At 34.7% G+C, this 22455-nt stretch carries 25 protein-coding genes; 1 reads left to right on the top strand and 24 read right to left on the bottom strand.

All coding sequences use genetic code 11. The features are described from left to right. Nucleotides 1-7: 7 nt before the first annotated feature. From LD272_RS00980 to LD272_RS00920, 13 genes are all read right to left on the bottom strand, one after another. The gene (locus tag LD272_RS00980; RefSeq protein ID WP_226034716.1) at nt 8-535 is read right to left on the bottom strand and encodes a cell wall elongation regulator TseB-like domain-containing protein; all 528 of its coding nucleotides are present in this window, start codon (nt 533-535) and stop codon (nt 8-10) included. Beyond that, nucleotides 501-674 carry a YpmA family protein gene (locus LD272_RS00975; protein ID WP_226034715.1) on the bottom strand — a complete coding sequence of 58 codons (174 nt, stop codon included), beginning with the start codon at nt 672-674 and terminating at the stop codon, nt 501-503. Before LD272_RS00975 ends, LD272_RS00980 begins: the two co-directional genes overlap by 35 nt. A 251-nt stretch (nt 675-925) precedes the next feature. Then, entirely contained in the window at nt 926-1738 is an 813-nt protein-coding gene (locus LD272_RS00970) for an MBL fold metallo-hydrolase (RefSeq protein ID WP_226034714.1), read from the bottom strand. A 60-nt stretch (nt 1739-1798) separates the two neighbouring features. Then, nucleotides 1799-4606, bottom strand: coding sequence for an ATP-dependent DNA helicase DinG (gene dinG, locus LD272_RS00965; protein ID WP_226034713.1), 2808 nt, complete (start codon nt 4604-4606; stop codon nt 1799-1801). A 113-nt stretch (nt 4607-4719) separates the two neighbouring features. Beyond that, a complete protein-coding gene (gene panD, locus LD272_RS00960) occupies nt 4720-5103 on the bottom strand; it encodes an aspartate 1-decarboxylase (RefSeq protein WP_226034712.1) in 384 nt (127 codons plus the stop codon). Between the two features lie 14 nt (nt 5104-5117). Beyond that, nucleotides 5118-5987, bottom strand: a complete 870-nt coding sequence (panC, locus tag LD272_RS00955; protein ID WP_226034711.1) for a pantoate--beta-alanine ligase — start codon at nt 5985-5987, stop codon at nt 5118-5120. A gap of 2 nt (nt 5988-5989) precedes the next feature. Further along, nucleotides 5990-6823, bottom strand: a complete 834-nt coding sequence (panB, locus tag LD272_RS00950) for a 3-methyl-2-oxobutanoate hydroxymethyltransferase (protein WP_226034710.1) — start codon at nt 6821-6823, stop codon at nt 5990-5992. A gap of 11 nt (nt 6824-6834) precedes the next feature. Further along, on the bottom strand, nt 6835-7809 hold the full coding sequence (locus LD272_RS00945; RefSeq protein ID WP_226034709.1) for a biotin--[acetyl-CoA-carboxylase] ligase: 975 nt from the start codon (nt 7807-7809) through the stop codon (nt 6835-6837). After that, on the bottom strand, nt 7763-8989 hold the full coding sequence (locus LD272_RS00940) for a CCA tRNA nucleotidyltransferase (RefSeq protein WP_226034708.1): 1227 nt from the start codon (nt 8987-8989) through the stop codon (nt 7763-7765). The genes LD272_RS00945 and LD272_RS00940 overlap by 47 nt, the downstream gene beginning before the upstream one ends. Beyond that, nucleotides 8990-10117 (bottom strand): N-acetyl-alpha-D-glucosaminyl L-malate synthase BshA, encoded by a 1128-nt coding sequence (bshA, locus tag LD272_RS00935; RefSeq protein WP_226034707.1) that lies wholly within the window; start codon nt 10115-10117, stop codon nt 8990-8992. It lies immediately after the preceding gene. After that, the gene (mgsA, locus tag LD272_RS00930; RefSeq protein WP_226034706.1) at nt 10114-10539 is read right to left on the bottom strand and encodes a methylglyoxal synthase; all 426 of its coding nucleotides are present in this window, start codon (nt 10537-10539) and stop codon (nt 10114-10116) included. The genes bshA and mgsA overlap by 4 nt, the downstream gene beginning before the upstream one ends. A gap of 13 nt (nt 10540-10552) precedes the next feature. Continuing rightward, the gene (gene dapB, locus LD272_RS00925; RefSeq protein ID WP_226034705.1) at nt 10553-11353 is read right to left on the bottom strand and encodes a 4-hydroxy-tetrahydrodipicolinate reductase; all 801 of its coding nucleotides are present in this window, start codon (nt 11351-11353) and stop codon (nt 10553-10555) included. Next, on the bottom strand, nt 11346-11702 hold the full coding sequence (locus LD272_RS00920; RefSeq protein ID WP_226034704.1) for a nucleotide pyrophosphohydrolase: 357 nt from the start codon (nt 11700-11702) through the stop codon (nt 11346-11348). The genes dapB and LD272_RS00920 overlap by 8 nt, the downstream gene beginning before the upstream one ends. A 227-nt stretch (nt 11703-11929) precedes the next feature. Between LD272_RS00920 and LD272_RS00915 the strand changes: the two genes are divergently transcribed. After that, nucleotides 11930-12805, top strand: a complete 876-nt coding sequence (locus LD272_RS00915) for a YitT family protein (RefSeq protein WP_226034703.1) — start codon at nt 11930-11932, stop codon at nt 12803-12805. A 417-nt stretch (nt 12806-13222) separates the two neighbouring features. On the opposite strand, the gene LD272_RS00910 is transcribed toward LD272_RS00915, so the two are convergent. The 11 genes from LD272_RS00910 to aroA all read right to left on the bottom strand — a co-directional run bounded on the left by LD272_RS00910 (nt 13223) and on the right by aroA (nt 22451). Beyond that, a complete protein-coding gene (locus LD272_RS00910; protein WP_226034702.1) occupies nt 13223-13909 on the bottom strand; it encodes a zinc metallopeptidase in 687 nt (228 codons plus the stop codon). Between the two features lie 76 nt (nt 13910-13985). Next, the gene (locus LD272_RS00905; RefSeq protein ID WP_226034701.1) at nt 13986-14672 is read right to left on the bottom strand and encodes a sporulation protein YpjB; all 687 of its coding nucleotides are present in this window, start codon (nt 14670-14672) and stop codon (nt 13986-13988) included. Nucleotides 14673-14812: 140 nt separating this feature from the next. Further along, the gene (gene lhaT / locus LD272_RS00900) at nt 14813-15400 is read right to left on the bottom strand and encodes a lipoprotein heptaprenylglyceryl N-acetyltransferase LhaT (RefSeq protein ID WP_226034700.1); all 588 of its coding nucleotides are present in this window, start codon (nt 15398-15400) and stop codon (nt 14813-14815) included. A 78-nt stretch (nt 15401-15478) separates the two neighbouring features. Beyond that, nucleotides 15479-16261, bottom strand: coding sequence for a menaquinol-cytochrome c reductase cytochrome b/c subunit (locus LD272_RS00895; protein WP_226034699.1), 783 nt, complete (start codon nt 16259-16261; stop codon nt 15479-15481). 137 nt (nt 16262-16398) lie between these two features. Next, a complete protein-coding gene (gene qcrB, locus LD272_RS00890; RefSeq protein ID WP_226034698.1) occupies nt 16399-17073 on the bottom strand; it encodes a menaquinol-cytochrome c reductase cytochrome b subunit in 675 nt (224 codons plus the stop codon). Between the two features lie 3 nt (nt 17074-17076). Next, a complete protein-coding gene (locus LD272_RS00885) occupies nt 17077-17583 on the bottom strand; it encodes a Rieske (2Fe-2S) protein (protein ID WP_226034697.1) in 507 nt (168 codons plus the stop codon). A 130-nt stretch (nt 17584-17713) separates the two neighbouring features. Beyond that, nucleotides 17714-18172, bottom strand: coding sequence for a YpiF family protein (locus LD272_RS00880; RefSeq protein ID WP_226034696.1), 459 nt, complete (start codon nt 18170-18172; stop codon nt 17714-17716). A 102-nt stretch (nt 18173-18274) separates the two neighbouring features. Beyond that, nucleotides 18275-18844, bottom strand: a complete 570-nt coding sequence (locus LD272_RS00875) for a ReoY family proteolytic degradation factor (protein WP_226034695.1) — start codon at nt 18842-18844, stop codon at nt 18275-18277. Nucleotides 18845-18879: 35 nt separating this feature from the next. Further along, entirely contained in the window at nt 18880-20145 is a 1266-nt protein-coding gene (locus tag LD272_RS00870; protein ID WP_226034694.1) for a tetratricopeptide repeat protein, read from the bottom strand. A 78-nt stretch (nt 20146-20223) separates the two neighbouring features. After that, entirely contained in the window at nt 20224-21102 is an 879-nt protein-coding gene (locus LD272_RS00865) for a hypothetical protein (RefSeq protein WP_226034693.1), read from the bottom strand. 56 nt (nt 21103-21158) lie between these two features. Then, on the bottom strand, nt 21159-22451 hold the full coding sequence (gene aroA / locus LD272_RS00860; RefSeq protein WP_226034692.1) for a 3-phosphoshikimate 1-carboxyvinyltransferase: 1293 nt from the start codon (nt 22449-22451) through the stop codon (nt 21159-21161). Nucleotides 22452-22455 lie beyond the last annotated feature (4 nt).

Below are 22455 nucleotides of genomic sequence, written 5' to 3'. Positions count from 1 at the left end.
CACCTTTCTAAAATAAAGATCGCTGCAAACGAAAATGCTCATAACTAGAGCCATCTTTTGCGGTATAATAGTCAAAAACCAATCGATCTTCACTATCTATGTATTTTATTTCCCATAAGGGTTGTTCCTTATCAATACCATAATTAATACCCGTTAAAGAACAGGCAGAGCAAGTTTTTCCCCATTCATTTAACATTTTCTCTTTTGTTAGAAATGTTTCACTATTGAAATATTGTACTTGTTCTTCCTCATTTATCGGGATATAAGCTATTCCTGAATCCCCATTTTCGGTTGTGCCTAATACGACGTGATAATACTCATTGCCATGAAACCTTCTCACTTCAGAAATTGAAACTAAGTCTGTGTCTGATAAAGCTATCTCTTTTGACTGTGAAAAACCAGAAACTTTATTATCCTGGACTTCATCGTAAGTATAAATTAAATAGGAAATTACCCCAAGTAAAATCACAAGGATAATTGAAACCGTCCACTTAATCCAATTAGGTACGGTAAATAGTGAATATTGCTTTTCCATCGTCATCCTCATCCAATGCTAATCCAAACATCAAATCATCCTCTTTTAAAGTGCGATTTAGACAATCGACAATTTTATACAAATCGTCAGCATGTGTTATTTTTAATGTTGAAAGAGTTTCTATTTTGTTGTTTTCCATAACTAAAGCCTCCAATAGTCAATTTCCTGAGTACTCTCAAATTTTGTTACACATAGCATTAATGTTTTGTTTAATAATAGAAGCAAAGTTGAAAACAAATACAATTTTATTATAACAGTTTATACCCATCATTTTGATGGACAATTGAATTTTTTTCAACTAATTCCCTAACCCTCATTTTTAACTGTGCGTGTAAGATTAACGCACAGTCTTTTTAATTGTTCTCATCAGTCTTATTTGAAAAGATTTTGCTATGATAAAATTTCATAATTCTGCAGATTGGCTCGAATTATTGTAGTTCCTACCTGTTCTAACTGATAAACATCAATCCAGGATTCACTCATTCTTTCAATTAAACCTTCATTTGTTACACACTTTTCACAATGAAAAACAATCCCTAAATGAGGATCTGTTTTATTTAGTAATTCAGAACTCGGTGAGTTTCCTTTGGCATAGTCCCCAACTTTTAATATCTCTGGTTTAAAAGTTGAGTTTATAAGTTGTTCCTCATCATCAATGTTACTACTGCTCAAGTACATTATCGAAGTTTTTCCAAAAGTTATGCCTAAAGACATTTCACCATTTGTTTGCGCTGTAAGTACCCTAAACTCCAAATGTTCTCCGAATTTTTGTTGTTTGTTAGAACTCCATTTTAATAATTTTGTTTCATTCACCTGTTCCATACATGGACTAGTTAATTCGCCTGTATATATAGCACTGTTAATAGTGTACCTTTCAATTAACCTTTTTGCATTACCACAATAATCAATTGTCTGGTTCGTTAAAATCAACGTATCAATCGAACTAACATTTAATTCCTCTAATTGAATTAATAAACTTTCTTCACTTTTGCCAGATCCCGTATTAATTAGCACTGTTTGATCATTTTCTGATTTTACTAACGTTGCTTCACCATCTGGTAAATTAAAGAATGCAACATACAATTCATTTTTTTCTATCTCAGGTATTGGCGCCCCGCTTTTCGATATAGGTATTAGGAATATCTGAATTAAGCTTAAAATTCCCACAATGTAGATAGCGGTTAGTTTTCTGTTTCTATACATGAGCTATCCATCCCCTTATTTAACTTGGTAGTTATAGGGTATGTAAAAAAACGAAACGTATCATAGCCATTCTGCTGTTTTTTGTATTAATTTTTGTGTACTATTGTAAGTTATTGGTATATTTGGTATCGAATCAGTGAAATATTTGCCATAACGAGCCTTAATAATTCTTTCGTCGCAAATAAAAACAACTCCCCGATCCGTGCTTGACCTAATTAGCCGCCCAAATCCTTGTTTGAACCTGATAACTGCATTTGGCAAGGATAGTTCCATGAACGGATTTTTTCCATTTTCTTTAATTTGGTTAGACTTTGCTTCATAAATTGGATGATTTGGTGGTTGAAATGGCAACCGAACAATCATTAAACAAGAGAGATCACTCCCTGGGATATCTACACCCTCCCAAAAAGAGCTAGTACCTAAAAGAATTGCTTTATCAAATGCTTGAAAATTCTTTTTTAATCTTGATCTACTCCCGCTTGAAATACCTTGAGCGATTATCATAAATTCATCATTTACCATAATCTCTTTTAGAATATTGTTCGATTTTTTTAACATATCATATGATGTGAATAACACCAGCATTCGTCCATTTGTTACCTCCGCCAGAGAATAGATTGCTTCACAGGTTGCATAAATAAAGTCTTCTTGATTGCCATGTTTGATATCTGGAAAATCATTAGGTACCATCAATTGAACATGGGTATCATATTGAAATGGAGACTCTATCTTCTTCTCTATTAGGTCATTCTCATTTAAACCTAATCTTTCTCTAATAAATTTAAATGATTGTTTCATGGTAAGAGTAGCGCTAGTTAGAATAACACTTTCTTTTTCGTCAAATAAACGTTCACGCAAAATCGTTGATATATCAACTGGTTCAGAGAATAGATAGACAGCATTCTTCGCACCATATGCTTCAATCTCAATCCATTTCACTAATGATTTATCGCTTCTAAGAAATAAGACTTCTAACTCATCAATAATAACTTGAAGACGATCAATGGTTGTTTTAATTTCTTCCAAATCATCGTGTTGACCATTTTTAAAGTGAGTACTTTCTGCCAATTCTCTTTGGATTGTAGATAAAATATGGATTAAATCTCTAAGGTCAAACGAAAGTCTCGTAGACATCTCCTTAATTGTATTCCACTTTTTAGTGTGCTCTTTTTCTTCATCCACTCGATATTGATAGCGTCCAGTATCATTTAACCGGATTTCTGTGCTATGTTGATCAATTACATAACTGAAAAGGAACCTAAAAAAATCATCCAACTCATTTTTTGTTTCTTGCCACCACTTATCCCAGTTGTTACCCTCCAAGATATTTTTGACTGCTGAATAGTTGTCATTTAACTTTTTAATCCAATCCCCATCTTGCAATGTTCCAATCTGGTTTAAGAGATATTGTATGTTCACATAATCCAATTTCAAACCAAAATGTTTTGCAGCTGTAGCCTCTAGATGATGGGCTTCGTCAATAATTAGTTTTTGATAAGATGGTAATAATGAATACTCACTAGTGATATCTGTACAAAGTAGAGAGTGATTCGTTATTATTAAATCTGCTTTTTGAGCTTTCATTCTAACTTTTTGATAAAACGATCTATTAAACCATGGCGATTTAGGGTCTATAAAACCCTCGGATTCTGTTGAAACTCTTCTGAAAAATTTCTGTCCACTTGAAGGAAGCTGTATTTCGTCAATATCACCAGTAATGGTTTCTGTTAACCAAATTAAAATAATAGCTTTAGTTAAGGTTATATCATAGTTATCTTGTTGCGTTGACAACAGTTCTTTTTCAAACCTTTTTAAACTTAAGTAGTGTTGTTTTCCTTTTATTAAAGCTATTTGCAGGTCAAATGGCAATAAACTTTTTAGAACTGGAATTTCTTTTTCTAATAGCTGCGTTTGTAATTGTGTTAAGTGGGTACTTATCACTACCCTCTCTTTATCCTTATGAGCTTGGTATGCAGCAGGAATCAGGTATGCTATTGACTTTCCTGTTCCGGTTTCTGCTTCAATTACTGCATTTTTTTTGGATTGAAATGAATCAAATATTGTCTCTGACATTTCTCTTTGTCCTGGTCTATCTTCATATTTATTCATTGCAGTAACTAAGCTGCCATTTGGTTGATAGATATCATCTAGTAATTCACCAAATGACATTAGATGACTCTCATCCACTTTGTTATCCTTGTTTTCTTTCTTTAGAGCAATCCCCCGATACACTTCGAGGTCATCTCTAACAGATGGTTGGAATGCAAGTTCATCTATCCTTTGTTCTAATACTGGATGGAGATCGCTCATTAGCCGATTTTCCATCTCTTGAAGTTGAAAAATAGTCTCATATGGTAATGTATGTATTTTTTCAAGCAAATGTATTAATAGCTTTCCAGTAACATTTGCGTCAGACAGAGCACGATGTGGATCATCATGATGTAAAGTTAAGTATTCAGAAAGTTGACCTAATTTAAATCCGGGCGCTTGTGGCAACAATATTCTTGAAAGTTCCACAGTATCAATGACTTTTTGATGTAAAGGTTTTAGACCGATCGCTTCTAATTCGTAGTTTAGAAAACCTAAATCAAATGGCACATTATGTGCAACGATAAATGCATCATCAAATAATGCTGCTACCTCTTCACCTACTTCTGCAAACGTAGGAGCAGAGGTAACATCCTCATCAGAAATACCCGTGAGATTTGTGATGAAAGTCGAGATTGAAATGTTAGGATTAATCAAGCTAGAATATTCTTTTATGACCTTACCTTCATATATTACAACAATTCCAATCTCAATAATTCGATCTCCTTTAGAAGGTGTATGGCCAGATGTTTCTAAATCAATTACTACAAACTTTCTCAAAAAAATTTCACCCCCATTAAATCTTAGAACTTACATTAGGTAAAGAAAACTCTTATCAAACCATGTTCGATAAGAGTTTTCTTCACGATTAGGGTTTATCCCTACTGTTAATACTATCTAACGGTAAACGGTGGTTCCTCGTCTATTAAGTCAGTAATTTCATTATTTTCATTCATGATTGCAACTTTTGGTTTAAAGGAGGCTAATTCTTCATTCGAAATCATTGCATAAGAAACGATTATTACAATATCTCCCTTTTGAACTAGACGTGCTGCCGCACCATTTAAACAAATAACTTTACTGCCTTTTTCGCCTGGGATTACATATGTTTCTAATCGTTGTCCGTTATTATTATTTACAATTTGCACTTTTTCGTGCGGTAGTATCCCAACTTGTTCTAAGATTTCAGAATCGATCGTAATACTACCCACATAATTTAAATTAGCTTCCGTTACCCGAGCACGATGAATTTTAGCTTTCATCATGGTTCGCAACATATTCTTTCCTCCTACTATATCCTCTTAGAAATTAACCCTTTGTCATCAAAAACAATATTATCTATTAGACGAGCATGTTCAAATTGAACAGCTACAGCAAGAATAACTCGCTCATTAATAGCAGCAACTTGGATTAATTCCGGATAACTTAATAGTTCAACATAATCTATTGTACCATGAGTGTTTTGGACAATAAAATCTTCAACCTCTTTTACAATAATATCAGGATTTTTCTCACCGTCAATAACTAATTCAAGGCCAATTTGCAATGCCTGATAAACATTTTTAGCTTCTTTTCTTTCAAGTTCAGTCAAGTAGATGTTTCTACTACTTTTTGCAAGACCATCATTCTCCCTAACAGTAGCAACTGGTACAATCTCAATTGGAAAATTAAGGTCATTAACTAAAGAGTCTACTACTGCTATTTGCTGTGCATCCTTCATACCAAAATAAACTTTATCTGGTAATGTAATATTAAATAACTTGGACAACACGGTTACAACACCCTCAAAATGACCTTCTCTTGTTCTGCCACACAGGACATTAGATCGTTTTGAAACATTCAATGACACTGATTGTTCGGACGGGTACATTTCCGTTAATTCTGGGATAAATAACACATCAACCAAATTTTTTTCGGCTGTATCTATATCACGTTGCTCATCCCTAGGATAACGTTCAAAGTCTTCATTTGGACCAAATTGAAGTGGATTGACAAAAACACTTACAACAACAATATCACTTTCTTCTCGAGCTGATTGCATTAAGCTCTGATGTCCTTCATGTAAAAAACCCATTGTAGGAACAAATCCTATTTTCTTATCTCTTTTTTTGAATTGTAGTGCAAGTTGCTGCATTTCGCTAACTTTTCGGATAACCTTCATCTTTATTCACCCAGCTCCCTATCAAGTACTCCAGGATTCATTGAAAAAGAATGATCATCACTTGGAAATTGACCTTCCTTTACTTCTTGAGCATACGATTGGATAGCCTCTGTGAAACTTTTGTTAGCATTATCATATGGTTTAACAAATTTAGGCAACCTATCAACGCCATATTGTAATAAATCATGTAAAACTAATACTTGCCCGTCACAATCAATACCTGCTCCAATTCCTATCGTAGGTATTGTAAGTTGTTCTGAAATTATTTTTGCTAATTGTTTTGGAATACACTCCAGTACAATTGAAATAGCACCACTTTGTTCCAAAGCCTTAGCATCTTCAACTAATTGTTCAGCTGCTTCCTTATCTTTACCTTGTACGCGGTAACCACCGAGCACATTGACAGACTGTGGTGTAAGCCCTAAATGTGCGACGACAGGAATACCCGCTTCTTTCAATCGTGAAGTTAATAACAATACTTCCCGAGACGCCCCTTCAACTTTTAATGCGTGTGCATTCGTTTCTTGATAAATTCTCTTTGCATTGGCTAGAGAGTCTTCGATTGAAATATGATAAGACATAAAAGGCATATCTACGACAACAAATGTATCTTTTGCTCCCCTTGTTACAGCTTTGCTATGATGAATCATGTCATCTATGGTGACTTGAATCGTCGAATCATAACCTAATACAACCATTCCTAAAGAATCACCTACTAAAATCATATCTATTTCTGCCTCTTCCGAAATTTTGGCAGATGGATAATCATACGCAGTTATCATTGAGATTTTCTCGCCTTTTTGTTTCATGTTTTGTAATTGCACTGAATTTTTCACAGCTTTGCCCCCTACCATTGTATTTCTGCTGAATATAATGTCTCTTTTTTGCCTGATTCATTTTCTATAATTAAAGCACCATCCGCCTTTATGCCAACTAACTTCGCTTGTGATTTTTTATGAAAAGTTTGAATTGTTACAGTTTGTCCAATTTTATAAGCATAGCTTTCCCAACTTTGCTTGACTGATGAGAACCCGTTATCTAGAAATAACTGATAAACTTGCTCAAATCGGACTAAAAAATGCTGAATAAAATCACGAATATTCCAGTCCTTCTCCGTTTCTATTTTTAAAGAAGTTGCTATCTCTTTTATGTCATCGGGTAAGTGATCAATAGTTTGATTAATATTAATCCCTATTCCAAGTATAATATATTGAATACAGTCTTGTTCTGCTTGCATCTCAGTTAAGATGCCAGAGATCTTTTTATCATTTATTAAAACATCGTTCGGCCACTTAATCGAGGGAACAATACCTGTTTGTTCTTTAATAACATCTGCTAACACTGTAGCGGCTAATAATGTTATTTGTGGTGCTTGGTGTGGTAGAAGTGTTGGTCTTAGTATCATACTCATCCAAATCCCCTGACCGTTGGTTGAATACCATTTTCGCTCCATTCTACCTTTACCTGCTGTTTGTGTATCTGCCACAATTACTGTCCCATGTTTAGAGCCCTCAATAGCCAATTGATGTCCTAATATCTGTGTAGATTCTATACTCTCTTTATGAACTAGGTTTTTACCTAACCACTTTGTGTTCAAACCCCATTGAATTGTATTCTCACTTACTTTAGATGGAAATCGTGTAATCTGATACCCTTTTTTCGGTACACCGATTATCTCATAGCCATCTTTTTCTAATTCCTTCATATGCTTCCAGATTGCACTTCGTGAAACACCTAATTTATTTGACATATGCTGCCCGGATATATAATTGTCCTTATTCTTTTCTAGTAATTCTATTAAGAGATTCCGGGTGGACTTCATCTTTAACCCACTTTCTTAATTCTGTTTGCTCGTTATTCAAGTGGCCTAAAACAACTTGATATTCCAAGTGACTTAAACATTGACCAATCCAAGGTCCTTTTTGTAGATTTGGAAAGATACTAGCAACATCTATACCATTAAGTGCAAGATTATTTCTGGTTTGAATCGGCAAGTTTGACCACATCCGCTCTAAAACTTCTGATTCAAGTTCAAATCCACGCGCAAAGATCGAAGTTAATCGAACTAACCCATTAAATAAATGCTTTGGTAACGTAAAAACAAGCCAATTATCCAAACCGTTTTTTTTGTAATAGTACATCGCAGTCACAAGTGCATTAGCATCTCGCTTTATTTGGTTAGAGAGTTTCCACTCGTTCACCCATTGTTCTAGGGAGATCGTTTGGTCATATAAGTGAAACATTGCTACTATCTCTGACATTGAACCTAAAGGAATGCTATGGTCTCTCAAGTTTTTAATAAACTTATAATTATCTCGAAATATTGGTAAATAGCGATCTACATTTGATTCAATAAGTAAAGGTGATGCTAGAGAAATATGGGTACCGATAAACATCTTTTCAAGCTCAATACCAATTCGTTCAATAGCAACTTTTTCAATCGATGCGATATTATCTACAATAGCCTTCTTAGTATTTTTATCAATAGAAAAACCTAACTGACTACAAAATCTTAAAGCTCTCATTATACGAAGTGGATCTTCTTGAAATCGATCGACTGGATTTCCTACTGTACTAATTTGTTTGTTTTCTATATCAGATTTTCCACCGTAAGGATCAATAAAGTTACCTTTTGTATCCATAGCGATTGCATTGATAGTAAAATCTCTTCTTGCTAAATCATCTTCAATTCTATCTACAAATTGAACATTGTCTGGATGTCTGAAATCCGAATAGCCCTCCTCAATGCGAAAGGTCGTTACCTCATAGGATTCTTTACCGTATCTCACAATTACAGTACCATGTTCAATACCTACTGGAATTACTTTTTCGAAAAATTGTTGAATTTCATTTGGACGGGCCGATGTGGTAATGTCAATATCTCCAATTTTTTTATCTAAAAATTGGTCACGAACCGCACCACCAACAAAATACGCTTTATGGCCATTTTTTTCGATTATGTCGATAATTTTTTTAGCAGGTAAAAAGGATTGATTAAGCATTTAATCACCGTCATTCAGGGTTTTTTCGTATAAGTCTTCATATTGATTAAGTATTTTTTTTGCATAAAAATTTTGTCGCACATGATTTAGTCCGTGATCAGAGAATTTTCTCCATAAGGTATCATTCGTTAACAGCTCTATCCCATTGTTAGCAATGGTGTCAATGTCGCCTACCTCAGTAATAAATCCATTTTCATGATTCACGATAACCTCAGGAATACCTCCAACATTTGTTCCAATGCATGGAACGCCACAAGCCATTGCCTCTAGTAAGACTAATCCAAAGCTTTCCTTTTCAGATAATAATAATTTCAAATCTGCAATGGATAACAACTCTGCTATATTTTTCTGCTTACCCAAAAATAACACGTAATCCTGAAGCCCTAATTGATGAACTAGTTGATGTATTTCCGAATACTCGGGACCATCTCCTATTAGTAGTAACTTAGATGGTATTTTTTTTACAATTTTTTCAAATGAATAAACGACATCATCAACACGTTTCACTTTTCTAAAATTTGATATATGAACGATAACTTTTTCATAACTTTTGATTTTATACTGTTCCTTCAAATCCGGATTATGACGGTAAGTATATTCATTTTCATCTACGAAATTATAGACGACCTCTATTTTCTTTTGAATAGCTAACATTTCTTTTGTTTGATTTACTAGGCTGTTTGAAACTGCAGTCACTGCATCCGATTTTTCAATCCCATGTTTAATCATTTTTTTCAGACTTTTATCTATGCCCATAACAGTAATGTCGGTGCCGTGTAAGGTTGTAATAATCTTTACATCGTGCTCAGCAATATCTTTGGCAAGAATCGCACAAACAGCATGAGGCATGGCATAATGCACATGTAAAATATCTAATTTTTCGGTATCAATCACTTCAGCCATTTTGTTTGCTAAAGCTAAATCATATGGTGGATATTGAAAAACAGGATAATGGCTCATTTCGACTTCATGGAAATAAACATTAGAATAAACACTATCTAGGCGAAATGGTAAGCTTGAAGTAATAAAATGTATTTCATGTCCCTCTTTTGCCAATAGTTTACCTAACTCGGTCGCAATAACACCAGATCCACCAACAGTTGGATAGCAGGTTATACCTATCTTCATTTTTTTGTTCCTTTTTGATTATCGTTTTCTTTAAGAATCTCTCTCCACTGAAAGAATCCTTTTTCAAGAGCTCTGATTAATATTTCAGCACCTCCCAGATTAGTTGCTAGGGGAACTTGATAAACGTCACATAACCGCATCAAAGCCATAATATCCGGTTCATGAGGTTGGGATGTCAACGGATCTCTGAAGAATAGAACTAAGTCCATTTCATTTTTAGCTATCATAGCACCAATCTGTTGGTCTCCACCTAATGGACCAGACTGAAACAGGTGTAAATCCATGTTTGTTGCTTCATTAATTTTTGTACCGGTTGTTCCAGTCGCAAACAAGTTATGTTGTTTTAATATGTGTGTATAGGCTAATGTGAAATTAATCATATCTGGTTTCTTTTTATCATGGGCCACTAAAGCAATATTCATTTCTATTCTCCCCTTAATCTAATAAATTTTCCAATCCGTACACAAGTAAATCTATTTTCACAACATGGTCGATAGCTAGTTTAACTCCTGACATAAATGACTCTCGATGGAATGAATCATGTTTGATTGTTAAATTCTGACCCGATGAACCAAAGACAACTTCTTGGTGAGCGATTAAACCTGGTAATCTTACACTATGTATTTTCATTCCATCTATATCAGCACCTCTTGCACCAGGTATTGTCTCCTTTTCATCCGGATGTCCTTGTTTTTTTTGCTCTCTTACCTCTTGGATAAGTTCTGCAGTTTTAATAGAAGTTCCTGATGGAGCATCTAACTTCTGATCATGGTGACGCTCAATGATCTCAACATCAGGAAAATATTTAGCAGCCCATTTAGAAAACTGCATCATCAAGACTGCTCCTACTGCGAAGTTTGGGGCAATGATGGCACCAATACCTTTTTCTTCTGCGAGGTTTGTTAATTCCTCTAATTGTTCCTTAGTAAAACCGGTTGTTCCTACTACTGGCCTTACCCCATAGTTAATCGCAGTCTTTGTATGTATATATCCCATTTTAGGTGTTGTCAAATCGACTAATACATCAGCCTCAACTGTTTGGAAGCATTCTTCTACATCATCATAAATATATGCATCAAAGTTAGGTAAGCCGTCAATTTCATATACTTGTTTTCCTTTATTTTGTCTGTCTAAACAGGCCACAAGTTCAAGTGAATCATCTTTTTCAATCATACGTAATGCTTCACTTCCCATCTTACCTCTAGGTCCTGCAACTACAACTTTAATTTTACTCATCTTTATTTGCCTCCGTATCTTTTTTAGTCCATCTATCTTTATCTCTTGTTTCAATTTTGCTCATTGCTCGGTCAAATGCCTCTGATAAATCAATATCTAGTGAATTAGCAAAAGAGATAGTAACAAATAGTAAGTCGCCTAACTCATCTTCAATTGTTTTTTCTTTTTCTGTTGATTTTTTAGGTTTCTCACCGTAGTAATGGTTCACTTCTCTTGCTAACTCTCCAACCTCTTCAGAAAAACGAGCGAGCATACTTAATGGTGAAAAATATCCCTCTTCATACTGTGAAATAAAATCATCGACTCTTTTTTGCATGTCTTTTGTATTGAATGATTTCTCATTACTCATAAGTGTGTACTCCTTTAATGCTCATTTATACTTATCATGTTAGCTAAAAGGTAGAATTTTGACAAATATTTTACCCCGAAATATAATATACGATGTTCCTTTAGACTAAATAAACGTAACTTAAAAAATTAAAATCGCTAATTATCAACAATAGTTAGCATCAATATAGTAAAACATACTATTGAATAACTTGGCGAGCAAACTATTCTTGATAAGAGGGTGTTTTAATGACTTTTTTTGATTTAAAAGTAAAGAATATTTTATTCATTTTAGTTGGATCAGCAATTTTCTCATTTGGAATTGTCCATTTTAATATGCAAAATAATCTTGGCGAAGGTGGATTTACGGGTATTACTTTATTGTTTTATTTTCTATGGCAATGGGATCCGGCAATTTCAAATATTGTACTTAACATTCCTATCTTTTTAATTGGTTGGAAGTTTCTTGGTAGAAACTCATTTATTTACACGATTATAGGAACGCTTGCAGTTTCATTATTTTTATTTTTATTTCAAATAGATCCCTATCAACTACACCTACAATCAGATATGACTCTTGTGGCTTTATTTGCAGGTGTATCGATTGGAGTTGGACTAGGTATTATCTTTCGATATGGTGGAACTACCGGAGGTGTAGATATAATAGCTCGTATTGTACACAAATATGTAGGATGGAGTATGGGGAAAACTATGTTTTTGTTCGACGGTATTGTAATTGCTACATCTATTATAACCTATTTAGAGCTAGTTGAAGGTATGTACACACTTGTAGCTGTCTATATAGGGGCAAGGGTTATCGATTTTATCCAGGAAGGTGCATATGCTGCAAAGGGAGCAACTATTATATCAGCTAATAGTGATGAGATATCCGCTAAAATAATGAGTGAAATGGATCGAGGTGTCACAGTTCTTCAAGGTAAAGGAAATTATACTGGTGAAAATCGTGATGTTTTGTATTGTGTAGTAGGTAGTAATGAAATTGTACGGTTAAAAAGCATCATAAATTCTATTGACCCTCATTCTTTTGTTGCGGTTACTTCAGTCCACGATGTATTAGGTGAAGGTTTTACTTTAGATGAAAACAAAAAACCATTTTCCGATTAATAATACTCTAAGAGAAAAAGCACAGGCGCCTTCGTCAAAAGAAAGACACTTATTCTTTAGAAGATTATTCTAAGTCGCCTTCCTTAGTAGCTCAGCCCAGAGCAATAAGACAAGCCTTGGCACCCTGCGTTCTTTGCAGGCAGAGAGAATTGCCTTAAAATTTGAGGCGGTGTAGGCGATGGAGCTTGGCGTGGCTAACTTAGTAATTAATTATCCATAGCAGGCCATTTATATTATCTAGACCACCACAAAAAGGTCGACTTCTTTTTTAAAGAAGTCGACCTTACTTACAAGATAAAATTAATGTCTAGCTACAGCGAAAGCACTTCACTGAATCTTTTTTGGGCTCTGGGTAATTTAAATCTCGATCTATCCTGCCTAAGGCCCCTGATTCAGCTTGTAAGGGTAGGATTCAATTTACTCTTCACCGACGAAAAACATTAAAACGAACCTTATAAGTTCAGCTAATGCTACCATCGCTGCCGCAACATACGTAAGTGCTGCAGCGTTCAGTACTTTTTTCGTATCTTTTTCTTCATTATTTCGAATAACCCCACTTGATACCAACTGTTCCATAGCTCGATTTGAGGCATTAAATTCTACTGGTAATGTAACTAATTGGAATAATACCGCAAATGACATAAATATTATACCAAGTAATACTAAGTTCATTGCTCCCATAAGAGCACCCGCAATAATCAATATAAATGATGCCTTCGAGCCAAGATTGGCTAGTGGAACTAATGAATGTCTAAAGCGTAGAAAAGCGTATGCGTTAGCATCTTGAATTGCGTGACCCACTTCATGAGCTGAAATTGCTGATGAAGCCATCGAATGACCATGGTAATTGTCACTTGATAAACGTACTACTTTTTTACTTGGATCATAATGATCAGATAGAGTTCCTTTTGTTTCCTCTATACTTACATTAAATAAACCATTATCGTCTAAAATTTTACGAGCTACTTGTGCACCAGTCATATAAGAAGAGGTGGCGATCTTAGAAAATTTTTGATAGGTTTTTTTTACTCTTGATTGTGCCCATAGCGGAACAATTAACAAAAGTGCGATGTAAATTAGATAACCGCCTAGTGATGAAAACATGCGCATATTCCTCCATTGTTATAAATCGTGTTAGTATAGGTCAATTTTAGTCAAAAATTAATTAGTAGTCAACTAATTAATTTAACGTTTGCTTTTGACGCTTTTTCTTATCGTATTTATATTTTTGCCAACCGACATAAGTTAATGTAAGAGTAATAAAACCTCCGACAATTAAAATCATCCAGCCAAATGTTAATCCATCTTTTTCATTTTCCTCATCGTTAATCACAGCATTGTTCATTTCGTTATATACTACTTCTAATTGCTCAAAATTATTTATACCATTAGATTCACTGTCTAAATCCATGTAGGATTGTTCAAGTTGGATATATTGTTCTTCGCTCAATACTACCTCCATCGCAAGACTCATAGTGTCCCAATTTGAAATAACTTGTATTATTTTTTCATCCGTAACTTGCTTATTTTCAAGCATCGCACTTATAGAGTCCTCTGTACTCTTTTTCCATTTCATCCAAATTGGAGAATTACTATTATTAACCGAATCAATTGCCAAAATTAGTGATAACGCTTGTTTTTTCTTAGTATTATTATCAACTGTTCCGTTACTTATATTATCATCTAACAACGATAGGAACTCCATTTGAAGTTCATCTGGAACATCATCAGTGATGAATTTCAAGATTTCTTCTTTATGATTAGCTAGCAATGAATTAGCAGTATCAAATCTTTCTTCTTGAAGAAACCGTTCATATTGATGAATCGTGTCACTTAAATTCGTATGATGAGCGAAAACTGTTTTCACTGAAAAGTGTTCCCCTAAAATAGATATAAAGCATATTATAATTGCTATTAAGGTTAGATTTATAATTTTTTTAAACATAATAATCTCCTCTCACATACACTCTCTTGTCAATGTATGATAGAGGAGACAAGTTTAGACCACTATCGATTGTTATACATGATATTATTCTTTTTAACTGATAAAAAGTAAGCAATACCTATAGAAACGACACTTAACCAAAAAGTGAAATATCCGATCTGGTTCATATATTCTGATAAAGTAGAATAGCGCGGCATCATCCCAAAAACATAATCAATCACATCATTATGTAACGTCCATATTCCTGCAACTACAAGATGTTTCATTTTTATCTTATAAAACTGGGAATAGAGTAATCCTTGAATTGCCATTGCACCATGCGAGGCAATTAGCATATATCCAGACCAAGATAAATCCCCACTAACAACTAATGTTAATATGTTCATGACAACTGCCCAAGTACCATATTTAAATAGGGTGACAATAGCTAATGCTTCAATATAAGGAACATTCTTACCCATAATAAAGAATAATAAAAATATCACAAAAAAAAGACTAGCTGTCGGACTATCAGGAACAAAAATCAAAAATTTTGCCGGCGTTATAACTAATTGTCCCTCATACCAAATATAACCATAGATCGTTCCAAAAGTATTGATTATCAATAACAAAATTAAGAATGTGCGATCAAGCAACAACTGTTTTATCATAAGATTTGTCCTTTCTGCTGGTAACACAAATATTATACAAAAAATTAACCCTCGTCAATATAGACGAGGGTTAATTTATTATTCTTCTTTTGCTTGTTCATTGGTAGATACTATGAAATCAGCAAGTTGTTGCAACTCTTCTTCTGTTCCATCAAACTGACCAGGAGGCATGTCACCAATACCTTCTACAGCTATTTCTTTTATTTCATCAGCACTGTACTCAATTCCAACTAATGAAGGTCCTGCTACACCTTCTAATTCACCGCCATGACAAGATAAACAACTTTGTTCATAGACGGCATACCCTGGATCTTCAGTATCAATTTCGACTGTTGAACCTGGTGGTACTGGTTTATTTTGTTCTGCTTTAGCGTCCCAATCTACATGATCTGCAGCTTGCCAAGTCAACCAAAAAACAGAGGCAATACCTAGTAGCATTAAACTAACTGTAATCGGTCTTTTTGTAGGTCTTCTGCCTTTTCCTTTATCGAGAAAAGGCGCTAACATGAGTCCTCCAAAAGCAAGACCAGGCATAACTAGAGCACCTACGATAAAAAAGGTACCACTTGCAAATTCATATTTTAAAAGTTGATATAAAAATAAGAAATACCAGTCTGGTAAAGGTAAATATGCAGCATCCGTTGGGTCCGCTGGTCCTTCAAGCGGCGCAGGGTGTGCTAAGACTAAGCATAAAAACCCAACAAGGAAGACAGAACCTGCTAACCATTCTTTTAGAAGAAAGTTAGGCCAAAAAGCTTCTGTTTTACCAGGGTACTCTGAATAGTCTTTAGGTATAAATCTTACTTTTTCGGCAGTTATACGGGAATCGCCAACAAACTTCATCCCTTTACCCTTTTTCACTGCTTTCCCTCCTTAATCGAAAAACTTGGCATGTCTCGTCCTAAATAATAGAGTGTACCGAAGTTTTTCTTATACTATTCCATCAAAGCCCTATTAGGCTCCTGGAGTTATTCTTTCAGATAGTATAAATGATAGTCTTACATTGGTCCTGAAATACCTTGTTTTCGTATTAAAATAAAATGAACTGCCATTAATGCAAACAAGGCTGCAGGTAAGAAAAATACATGAATAGCAAAGAATCTCGTTAATGTTTGCGCCCCTACTATTTCTGGATTACCAGCAAGTAACGTTTTAGTCATCTCACCAACAATCGGAATACCTTCAGCAATTTCAAGTGTAACTACTGTAGCAAAATATGCTTTGTTATCCCATGGAAGTAAGTATCCAGTTAATCCTAATCCAAGCATTATGAAAAAGATTAAAACACCAACAATCCAATTAAGTTCACGCGGCTTTTTATATGCACCTTGAAAAAATACACGCAATGTATGTAAAAATAACATTACTATTACCACACTTGCACCCCAGTGGTGCATGCCACGTACTATTTGTCCGTGAGCTACTTCTGTTTGTAAATAGTACACAGATTTCCAGGCATTCTCAATATCAGGAACATAATACATCGTCAAAAACATTCCAGATAATATTTGGATAACAGTTACGAAGAAAGTTAATCCTCCAAAACAGTAAACAAATGCTGAGAAATTATGTGCTGGATTTACGTGTTCTGGTACTTCATGGTCAGCAATGTCTCGCCACAAAGGCGTAATATCAACACGCTCATCTACCCAATCATAAATTTTTTGTAGCATTTCTTACGCTCCTCTCGGCTTTGCTTTTCCAAGATACAATGTTCCGTCCTCAGTTTTATACTCAAATTCATCCAAAGCTGCTGCAGGAGGTGTACCTGGAACATTTACACCATCTTTGTAATAACGTCCATCGTGACAAGGACAGTAAAATTGATCAGGATGCTCATCACTTCCTGCCCATGAAACAAAGCAACCAAGGTGCTTACATACAGGAGAAAGCGCTATAATTTCATCATTATCATCTTTATACACCCATGCACTTTTTGTTACTTCGGATTCATACCAGGCGTCAATCTGATCTATTGTCCAATCAAATCGTTGTGGTTCATTTGTAATATCTTCCAATTGTGCAACAGCTTGATAATCTCCTGTTGATGCCGGCTGTAGTACTGGGTCAATTGCAAATCTAACCATCGGTGCAAGCATTCCAGCCGCCATAAATCCCCCTACCCCCGTAAGTGTGTAGTTTAAAAATTGACGACGGGATACTTGTTGTTTCTTTTCACTCATCTTTTACCCCCCTCTGTGCTTTATACAACCTTCATGGTATTTTTTTCTCACAGTTTACTAGGACATTACCATGATAGCGCAAAGTAATTGTCCGGTCAATAAATTATCTCTACTATACAGACTATTTTGTTTACCAATAGCTACGAATCAATTCATTTATCTGCGTAATTTGATCCTTTAAAATTGGTTGGGTCTGTTTTGAATCAATTTCCTCTGTTTGAATAGCAGGAAACCACAACAAATTCCCATCTAAATTTCGTTCGTCTTTTTTCCAGTGATGATCAAATGTTAGAAAAAATACATGCTTAAAAGGATTTTTCGTTAATTGATTTACCCAATTATTAAGACGTTCTACTTCATTTTCACTTTCATTACTCTCATAATAACTGTACGTAGGAATTAAAAATATACGTCCTTTAAACTGTTTTTCAATTTCATTCGCAAAAAAGTTTAACAAATCTCCTTGGAATGCTAATTTTTTAATATCTTTTTTACTATTCATCGTTATAGGCATTAAAGGTATTAATAATGTATCTACAAATTCTTCCGCTCCCTGGTACTGGTCAATATCTTCTTTTTGCCATTTCATAACAGATCCACCTTTTTACTATTATTTATCTATTTTACTAAATTTATCAACAAAAAAAAACGAATTTCACTTAGAAAGTAAAATTCGTGCTTTTAGAACGACCTATTTATTTATTTTAGTTTTGTTAAATTGAAGCTCTAAATCATTTAATTGCTCCGTGTACTTCTTGAATTCTAATTCATCACGATTATCTAGTGCATTGTCAATCTTTGATTGAAGCAGTTCTCGCTGGTATTCAAACAACGATGTATCTAATAATTTCTTTGCTAAATTTTGATCCTTTTCAGTAATAAAATAATCATCTGGTAGAAAAGGATTTTCTTCTAATACTGCAGCATATGAAGCAGATTGAATTGAGTTCTTAAAGCTTAATTGAATATAAATAGCATCATTACGATTAAGCCGTATGTCATGGAATGACTTCTCTGCGTCTGTTGTAACGATATGATTTTTATAAAAACGAAATGGAACATCTTTTGAACAATGTGTTGAGATAACAATTCCTCTTGGACAATAACGTGCCTCTCTTATAAAATGAACATTTTTTAATAACGAATCATGATTTATTAAGTAGTTTAGTATCCAAACACTCTCTCTTCTTTTTAACTGATAATTACTTAAAAACCAACGGATAAACTCCTTCTTATCTTTTATCGAAACAGAAGTATTCAAATTTCTGTCCCCTCCTAGTTAAAAGACACTTATAATTACAAACTATCTTCATTTTGTTTTAGACGATCTACGTAATCAGCTATCTCATTGTCGGTTGGTTCTATTGTTAGATATTTTGAAAAAGCATTTATAGCGTCAGCTATCCTCCCTTCTTCAACAAGGAAATATCCATACTCTTGTAAAAAGTCAGTATCGTCTTTAAAGTTATTGTATGCGTCATTATACTGATTTAATGCATCATCATACGATTCTATTTCTTTATAGGCTTTCGCCAGTTCCCATTTATAGTTGGCGTCTTCTTCACCTAATTCAATTATATGGGTTAACAAATCAACAATTGCCTCATTATCTTGGTCTTCTTTATAATTTTCAATTAAGAATAACACTGCTTCATTATAACCTGGATCAATCGCTACCGCTTCTTTTACTAACTGGTAACTTTCTTCTCCATATCCGCATTTACGCGCTAAGACACCTGCTAAGTGATATAATTCTTTATTAAACTCATCAACTTTTAAGCCCTTTTTAGCAGTTTCAAACGCTTCTTCAACCATTCCCTCTGTTTCGTAACATTTCGCTAAGTATAGATAAACAGACTGATAACTCGGATCTTTTTCTACTAACTGCTCCCATACTTTTATTGAGATATCTAAACGATCTGCACGATATGCTATAAATCCATAACGAAATAGACTATCAGGGTCCTCATTTTGACTAGCTTTAAAGAACTCAATAGCTTTTTCGAACTCTCCAGTTCCAGCATATGCTTCTGCAAGTCTAACCCCAATTTCAACATCAGCAATAATTTGCTGCGTACTGTACACTTTTTCATAGTAAGGTATCGATTTAATGTATTCACCGTTTGAAAAAGCTAGTTCACCAAGTGCAAAGTCAATTAACGGTTCTAATGGATCGGTGCTTTTTGCCTCTAATAGTTTTTGTTCGGCGACTTCAAATAAACCTTGGGCTTGATATAAATCAGCTAATTGCAAAAGTGCTTCTAAATATTCTTCATCCTCAGGGGAAAATCGATTTAAAATATTAATCGCTTCTTCGTCCTCTTGTAGGTCAATATGAATATCTGATAGCATAATTTTAAGTTCAGGTTCATTCGGATATTGTTGAGAAAGTTCTATCAGTATAAATTTAGCTTCTTCTAACATACCCCATTCCATGTATAACTCAGCAATTGTGTACTTCTCTTCTTCATCTGCTCGCGGTAAGAATTGCTCTAACTTATTTATAGCATCCTCAGTTTTATTTTGTTCCATTAATTTTATTGCCTCATGTATTTCTTCCACGCCAATTTCATCCTTCCTACACTACTACGATTAACTATTTATCTTAGCAAACTTTTAATCTAAAAATGAAGTACCTGTTCACAAAAAGTGCTTAGGAATAGATACCTGTTTGAGCTCACCTTTACCCAGTACAGGTCGCACCAAATGATTAGCTTTAATCACTTCACCCTTTGATACAGTTACTACCGGGATAGCTTTATGATATCTTAATTTTGATCGTTCATCAATGGAAGGGATTTTGTCTAACTCAAATAAATTGTAGTCAGCACTACTTTGATGTAGAAATTCACCTTTTAGAGGTGAAATACCTGTTAATCGAAGCGTTTCTTTTGATAGAGGATAATCAGTTAATTTCTCTTTAATTACATCAATCCGATGCTCTTCACAAATATCGTTCCAAATGGTCGATAGCCCCTTACTTTTATTGGTTGGTTCATCATGAGAAAGCACTAAAGGGATTCCTGAAAAGTATTGAGCAGCTTGAATCCATTCCCATTTGACTTCTAATAATTCTTCTTTGTTTTTTGTGTCTATTAAAACAAATGGCATTTTATTTTTCCCGAAAAACTTTATTATACTAGGGCGTAATAAGCTTGCCTGAACTCGAGGAACAATCATGTAATCGATTGGTAATGAGGAAAGAGTGGCTTTAAATTGTTCAAATTCTTGCTTAAAAAATACATTACTAGTTATTGGTAATTGACAAATCAAGAGAGTGCATCCTCGATATATATACCTATTTACCGTACTCTCTAGATCTTCTCGTTGATGTAAGGGGTCTTCAAAATCGATGTACACTTTACCAGGACCGACCCAGTAATAATCAATATTCATTTGTTTAGTACGATGCTTATTAACCTGTGTGATAACTATTTTATCGTTCTCTACTTGAATACTTTTACTTAACCAATGTCCATCATCAAAAATGTAATTACTGTAAAAATAATAGACCCCCATACTTTATCCTCTCCTTCTGTTTAAGAAAAAGTATGAAGGTACTTTCAATACTATGATTAAGTTTTTATTATTTTTTCTAAATCACTAAAAAAGTTTGGATATGAAACTGCTATACATTCCGCATTTTGAAGAGTGACTTGACTGTTTGCTATTAACGACGCGACAGCAATCATCATACCGATGCGGTGATCTCCTAAGGAGTCAACACAAGCGCCCTTCAAAGTAGCACCGCCAGTTATAATCATACCATCATTGGTCCCTTCAATCTCTACTCCTAATGCTGTTAACGTTTTTACAACTGATGCAATTCTATCGGTCTCTTTATGTCTCAATTCTTCAGCGTCACGAATGATTGTTTGACCTTCTGCCTGAGACGCTAATAAAGCTACGATTGGAAGTTCATCAATAATACGGGGAATAATCTCACCTTCAATAACGGTTGCCTTCAAACTAGATGATTTAATCGAAATAGAACCGATTGCTTCGCCACCAACTGACTGACTCCAGACAACATCAAGATCTGCACCCATTTTTTTAAGTACATCAATAATCCCTGTTCGAGTTGGATTAAGACCAACATTGGTTATTGTTAAATCACTTCCACTTGATATCGCTGCAGCAACCAGAAAAAATGCTGCAGATGAAATGTCGCCAGGTACCTCGATAGACGTCCCTTTCAGCTGTTGACCACCTTCGATGCTAATTTTATCTTGCTGCTTTGTAATTTCTCCACCAAAAGCAAGCAACATGTTTTCTGTATGATCTCTCGTTGTTGTTCTTTCTGTCACCTCTGTTATTCCTTCTGCTAACAAACCAGCAAGCAGTACACCAGACTTCACTTGTGCACTTTTAACTGGTGTTTCAAAGACAATACTCTTTAATTTACCTCCCCTAACAGAGAGTGGTAATAATTTACCCCTTTGTCTTCCATCTATTTTTGCACCCATTTCTGTTAGCGGGATAGAGACGCGGTCCATAGGGCGTTTACTTAATGAATCATCACCATAGAGAGTGAAATGGTATGGAAGTCCCGCGAGAATCCCTAACAGCAATCTTGCAGTTGTACCCGAATTACCCAAATAAATGGGTTGATTCGGTTCTTTTAGTTCCTCAATACCTTTCCCTTCAATGGTAACAGTACGTCCTTTTTGCTCTATCGATACTCCCATCGCTTGGAATGCCGCTATCGTTCTTAGGCAATCCTCGCCGTCTAGGAAATGAGAAATAGTCGTCTTCCCTTTAGCTAAGGACCCAAATATGATTGCTCTGTGCGAAATTGATTTATCACCAGGAACTCGTAAAGAGCCCTGTAATGGCTTATGTACAGGGTGTAACACTTTCTCACTCATAAAG

Origin of the sequence: Aquibacillus saliphilus, assembly GCF_020404745.1 — a bacterium.
Classification (GTDB): domain Bacteria; phylum Bacillota; class Bacilli; order Bacillales; family Amphibacillaceae; genus Aquibacillus; species Aquibacillus saliphilus.
The sequence above is the reverse complement of the archived record's forward strand: the minus strand, read 5'-3'. Positions and strand labels throughout refer to the sequence as shown.